5 protein-coding genes are annotated in these 5,219 nt (G+C 74.6%); 3 read left to right on the forward strand and 2 right to left on the reverse strand.

Annotated elements, in window-relative coordinates; genetic code table 11:
* Window positions 1–225: 225 nt before the first annotated feature.
* Window positions 226–654 carry a type II toxin-antitoxin system Rv0910 family toxin gene (locus tag ACWF9Z_RS19240; protein WP_453603578.1) on the reverse strand — a complete coding sequence of 143 codons (429 nt, stop codon included), beginning with the start codon at window positions 652–654 and terminating at the stop codon, window positions 226–228.
* 181 nt (window positions 655–835) lie between these two features.
* On the opposite strand from ACWF9Z_RS19240, the gene ACWF9Z_RS19245 reads away from it, so the two are divergent.
* Together ACWF9Z_RS19245 and ACWF9Z_RS19250 are read left to right on the forward strand one after the other, a co-directional pair.
* Window positions 836–1,837, forward strand: a complete 1,002-nt coding sequence (locus tag ACWF9Z_RS19245) for an EamA family transporter (protein ID WP_453603580.1) — start codon at window positions 836–838, stop codon at window positions 1,835–1,837.
* Between the two features lie 164 nt (window positions 1,838–2,001).
* The gene (locus ACWF9Z_RS19250) at window positions 2,002–3,021 is read left to right on the forward strand and encodes a DMT family transporter (RefSeq protein WP_453603581.1); all 1,020 of its coding nucleotides are present in this window, start codon (window positions 2,002–2,004) and stop codon (window positions 3,019–3,021) included.
* Window positions 3,022–3,060: 39 nt separating this feature from the next.
* On the opposite strand, the gene ACWF9Z_RS19255 is transcribed toward ACWF9Z_RS19250, so the two are convergent.
* Entirely contained in the window at window positions 3,061–3,765 is a 705-nt protein-coding gene (locus ACWF9Z_RS19255) for a pyridoxamine 5'-phosphate oxidase family protein (protein WP_453603583.1), read from the reverse strand.
* Window positions 3,766–3,793: 28 nt separating this feature from the next.
* On the opposite strand from ACWF9Z_RS19255, the gene ACWF9Z_RS19260 reads away from it, so the two are divergent.
* Entirely contained in the window at window positions 3,794–5,134 is a 1,341-nt protein-coding gene (locus ACWF9Z_RS19260; protein ID WP_453603585.1) for an aminotransferase class I/II-fold pyridoxal phosphate-dependent enzyme, read from the forward strand.
* Window positions 5,135–5,219 lie beyond the last annotated feature (85 nt).

Consider the following 5,219-nt stretch of genomic DNA (forward strand, 5'->3'; position numbering starts at 1 on the left):
CGGGACCCCCCGCACCCGCAGCGCCCCCCGCGAGTTCCTCGCGGGGCGCGCTGTCGTACGTACGGGGGGCCGGGTGGTCAGCCGCCCCCGCCCTGATTCCGGGCCGCCGTGGCCGGGTTCCCGGACCGGATCCCCGGCGGAGTCCCGGACCTGGTCTCGGACCCGATTCCGGACCTGATCTCGGACCCGAGCCCGGACCCGAGCCCGGACCGGATCCTGGACCGTCTAGGCGACCACGCCCGCCAGCTTGCGGAGCGACTCGTTCAGCGCGGCCGTGGCGGAGTCCTTGAGCTTTCCGGCCATCAGGGAGACCGCGGCGCCCGAGAACTCCCCGTCGATGCGGACCGTGGTGGCCTCGCCGTCGGGGATCAGGGTGTAGCGGGTCAGGACGGCCACGCCCATCGGCCCTTTGCCGGTGATCGCGATGACGCGCTCCTCCTCCAGCTCGGAGACCGTCCAGAGGATCTCGGCCGGGAAGCCCATCATCTTCATGTTCTCGGTGAAGGTGGAACCGATGGCGAGGGTCTCGGGACCGCCCTTCGGGAAGTTGGTGTGGGTCATGCTCCACTGGCCGTACGCGTCCCAGTCGGTCAGCTGGGACCAGAGCTTCGCGGCGGACGCCTCGATGCGTGATTCCGCGGTGACTTCAGCCATGCGACCACCCCTTCTCGTCAGGTACGTGCGGCGGAAGGTAGTCCCGGCGGACGCAACATTCAAGACTGACGACCTGTCAGATATCGGGGAGCGGGCCGCTCCTCCCCGCCCCCGCCGCAGGGCGCGTCTCAACAGGCGTCACCCCCGCGTCGCTCCTGACCGGCCCTGTCATGATGTCCGAATGCAAGCGTCAGGGAAATACGCCGGACTGAGCCTCGCCCTCGTCTCGGCGATCGCGTTCGGCGGTTCGGGTGTGGCGGCGAAGCCGCTGATCGAAGCGGGTCTGGACCCGCTCCACATGGTCTGGCTCAGGGTGGCCGGGGCGGCCCTCGTGCTGTCCCCGCTGGCCTGGCGCCATCGCGATCTCGTACGGCGCAAACCCCTGCTGCTCGCCGGCTTCGGGCTCGTTGCCGTGGCCGGAGTCCAGGCCTTCTACTTCGCTTCCCTGTCCCGGATTCCGGTCGGCGTGGCCCTGCTGCTGGAGTACCTGGGCCCGGCGCTGCTGCTCGGATGGATCCGCTTCGTGCAGCGCAAGCCGGTGACCCGGTCCGCCGCGGCCGGCGCCGCCGTGGCCGTCGTGGGCCTGGCCTGCGTGGTGCAGATCTGGGCCGGGCTGAGCCTCGACCTGCTCGGGGTGCTGCTCGGCCTCGCGGCCGCCTGCTGCCAGGCTTTCTACTTCGTCTTCGCCGACCAGGGCAGCGACGGGGACGACCTGCCCGACCCCATGGGCATGATCGCGTACGGCATGATCGTCGGCACCCTCGTGATGACGGCCGTCGCGAGGCCGTGGCAGATGGACTGGCGGGTGCTGGGCGGCGACGCGGCGGTCGGCGACCTGACGGTGCCGGCTCCGGTGCTGCTGGCCTGGGTGGTGCTGATCGCGACCGTCTTCGCGTACCTGACCGGAGTGATCTCCGTACGCCGGCTGTCGCCGCAGGTCGCGGGTGTGGTGGCCTGCCTCGAGGCGGTCGTGGCCACCGTCCTGGCGTGGGTGCTGCTCGGCGAGCATCTCGCGACCTGGCAGATCGTCGGCGGCGCGCTCGTCCTGGGCGGGGCCTTCATCGCGCAGACCTCCCGGGCCGCCGGGGCCGGATCCGAGGTAGGGGCCGGGGCCGGGGCCGGGATCGGGGCCGGCGTCGCGGAGCCGGTGTCCGCCCTGGACCGCGATCCGAGCAAGGTCTAGGATCCGATCATGCCGTCGACCGTGCTTCCGCCTCCCGCCGCCTAGCGCGGGCGGCCGCCACCACGCAGCAGAACCCGGCCCGGGCCGTGACCCGGGCGGATGCGCGCTGCCCGCGAAGCGATGACCTGCTTTCCTCATCCTTCACGTACGCGCGGAGAACTCTCGTGTCGAACCTTTCGCCCGCCACCGGGCGCAGCCTGCTGTACCTCGTCGTCGCCGGAGCCGCCTGGGGGACCGCCGGCGCGGCCGCCTCGCTGCTCTTCCTCGCCAGTGACCTCGGCCCGGTCGCCCTGTCGTTCTGGCGGTGCGCCGGCGGGCTGGGGGTGCTGCTCGCGGTGCTCGCCGTCCGCCGCCCCCGGACCGGGGCGGTGGCCGCCCCGCGGCCCTCGGTGGGGTCGCTGATCGGGACCGGCCTGCTGTTCACCCTCTTCCAGTCCGCGTACTTCGCCGCCGTGAGCGAGACCGGCCTCGCCGTCGGCACGGTGGTCACGCTCGGAGCCGGGCCGGTGCTCATCGCGCTCGGCGCCCGGTACTGGATGGGGGAGCGGCTCGGCCGGGGCGGCGCCGCCGCCGTCGTCGGGGCGCTGGCCGGACTCGCCGTGCTCGTCCTCGGCAGCGGCGCGGGCGAGGTGCGTCCGCTCGGTGTCGGCTGGGCGCTGCTGTCCGCCGCGGGGTACGGGGCGATGACCCTGCGGGCCCGGCTGCTCGGGCAGCGCGGGGTCCAGGGGGACCCGCTGGTCACCACCGCCTGGTCGGTCGGCGTGGGCACGGTGTGCCTGCTGCCGCTCGCCGCCGTGGAGGGGCTGCTGCCGCACACCGCCGAACCGGTGCGGGTGCTGTGGCTGCTCGCGTACATGGCCACCGTGCCGACCGTACTGGCGTACGCGCTCTACTTCAGCGGGGCCGCCGTCGTGCGCGCCGCGACGGTGTCCGTGATCATGCTGATCGAACCCGTCAGCGCGGCGGCGATCGCCGTCCTGCTGCTCGGGGAGCGGCTGACCCTCGCGGTGGTGCTGGGCACCGTACTGCTGCTGACGGCGGTGGGCGCGCTGATCGCGGCCGAGTCGCGCCGTCCCGCGCAGAAGACGGCGAAGGCGGCCGGGTCCGAGAAGACGGCCGGGCTCGAGAAGGCGGCCGGGCCCGGGAAGGCGCAGGAGGCGCCGGAGGCGGTGGCGGCGCCGTAGGCCGCAGGGCGGGCCGCCGGTGCGGCCCGCCGACCGGGGTCAGAGCGCGGCGATGTAGTCCGGGACGGTCATGCCGGGGGTCAGGTCGGCGGCCGGTACCGGGGTCCCGTACGCGGGCGCGACCGGCACCACGCCCGACCAGAACGGCAGTCCGAGGTCCTCGAGGTCGTCACTGGGGCCGCCCGTACGGAGCTTCGCGGACACCTCGTTGAGATCGAGGCGGATGACGGCCGTGGCCGCGAGCTCCTTGTTGTTGGCGGGCCGCGAGTCGGCGGAGCGGCCCGGTACGACGTGGTCGACGAGGGCGTCGAGCGCCATCCGGCACTCTTCCGGGTCGGTCACCTCGTAGGCGGTGCCGTGGACGACCACCGAGCGGTAGTTGATCGAGTGGTGGAAGGCCGAGCGGGCCAGGACGAGGCCGTCCACGTGCGTCACGGTCAGGCAGACCGGCAGCCCCGGGTCGGCCTTGCCGGCCGCGAGGAGCGGGCGGGAGCCGGTGGACCCGTGGATGTAGAGGGTCTCGCCGACCCGGCCGAAGAGGGTCGGCAGGACCACCGGGGCGCCGTCACGGACGAAGCCGAGGTGGCAGACGTAGGCCTGGTCGAGTATCGAGTGCACCGTCTCGCGGTCGTAGCGGGCGCGGTCGCGGGACCGGGTCGGGACGGTGCGGTCGGTGGGCGCGTACCCGGCGGGCGGCTCCCCGGTCGAATCCGTGATCGTCTCCGTGACAGGCGTGGCGCTCATGGTGCGGGCTCCGTTGTATTAGTGCATAATGGGCTTTGTGCCAGGAGAATATCTGATCGTTGGGCGTCGCGCATCGGACATCGCCGCCAGTGTCGAAGCGGGTGTCGGGTCGGGCGCGCTCGCGCCGGGAGCGCTGCTGCCGCCGATGCGGGAGCTCGCCGGTGTGCTGGGGGTGAACCCCAACACCGTGGCCGCGGCGTACCGCACGCTGCGCGAGCGCGGAGTCATCGAAACCGACGGGCGGCGCGGCAGCCGGGTCCGGGCCCGCCCGGCGACCGCGCCGCGCGACGGGCTGCGCACGGCTGTCCCGCCGGGCGTCCGCGACCTCACCTCGGGCAATCCGGACCTCCGGCTGCTGCCCGCGCTGGACGAGGCCCTGGCGGGCGCCGCGCGCCGGTACGCGCGCCGGCCCACGCTCTACGGGCAGGACCCGGTGGCCCCGGAGCTGGCGTCGCTCGCCCGGGCCGACTTCGACGCGGACGGGGTGCCGGCCGGGGCGGTGGCGGTGACCTCGGGGGCGCTGGACGGCATCGAGCGGGTACTGGCCGCCCACCTGAGGCCCGGCGACGCCGTGGCGGTCGAGGATCCGGGCTGGGGGAGCGTCCTGGACCTGGTCCCGGCGCTCGGCCTGCGGGTGCTGCCGGTGGCCGTGGACGACGACGGGCCGCTGCCCGGGGCGGTGGCGGGGGCGCTGGCGGCGGGCGCACGGGCACTGGTCGTGACGGCCCGCGCGCAGAATCCGACCGGCGCGGCGGTGAGCGCGCGGCGGGCGGAGGAACTGCGGTCGGTGCTGGCCGGGCACCCGGAGGTGCTGGTCATCGACGACGACCACGGGCACGGCATCGTGGAACAGCCGCTGAACGTACTCGGCGGGGTGACCACGTACTGGGCGCTGGTCCGCTCCACGGCGAAGGCGTACGCGCCCGACCTGCGGGTCGCCCTGATGACCGGCGACGACGTGACGCTCGACCGGGTGCGCGGGCGCCAGCGCCTGGGCCCGGGATGGGTGAGCCGGCTGCTGCAGTACACGGTGGTGGAACTGTGGAACGCCGGCGCGGTCGACCGGGCGGCGGTCGCGCGGTCCTACGGGGAGCGGCGCGACGGCCTCGTCGCGGCGCTGGCGGACCGCGGGGTACGGGCGCACGGGCGGAGCGGGATGAACGTGTGGGTGCCCGTCGCCGACGAGACCGCGGTGGTGACGAGACTGCTGAGTGCGGGCTACGCGGTGGCCGCGGGGGGCCGGTTCCGGGTGGAGTCGGGGCCGGGCGTGCGGATCACGGTGTCGGAGCTGACCCCGTCGGACCTGGCGGGACTGGCGGACGCGGTGGCCTCGGCGGTCCGGCCGACGGCCGGGGGCCGCTTCGACTGACACGGACGGGGGGCGGCGGCGCGGGGGCCGGTCCCCCCCCCCCCCCCCCCCCCCCGCCGGGGCCCCCCCAGCAGAAAGAGAGGGG

This window comes from Streptomyces sp. NPDC054961, from assembly GCF_053609145.1.

Bases quoted from the DNA above. Each gene is read 5' to 3' on its own strand.
- ACWF9Z_RS19240 (WP_453603578.1), bottom strand. From the start codon at position 654: ATGGCTGAAGTCACCGCGGAATCACGCATCGAGGCGTCCGCCGCGAAG.
- ACWF9Z_RS19245 (WP_453603580.1), top strand. From the start codon at position 836: ATGCAAGCGTCAGGGAAATACGCCGGACTGAGCCTCGCCCTCGTCTCG.
- ACWF9Z_RS19255 (WP_453603583.1), bottom strand. From the start codon at position 3,765: ATGAGCGCCACGCCTGTCACGGAGACGATCACGGATTCGACCGGGGAG.
- ACWF9Z_RS19260 (WP_453603585.1), top strand. From the start codon at position 3,794: ATGGGCTTTGTGCCAGGAGAATATCTGATCGTTGGGCGTCGCGCATCG.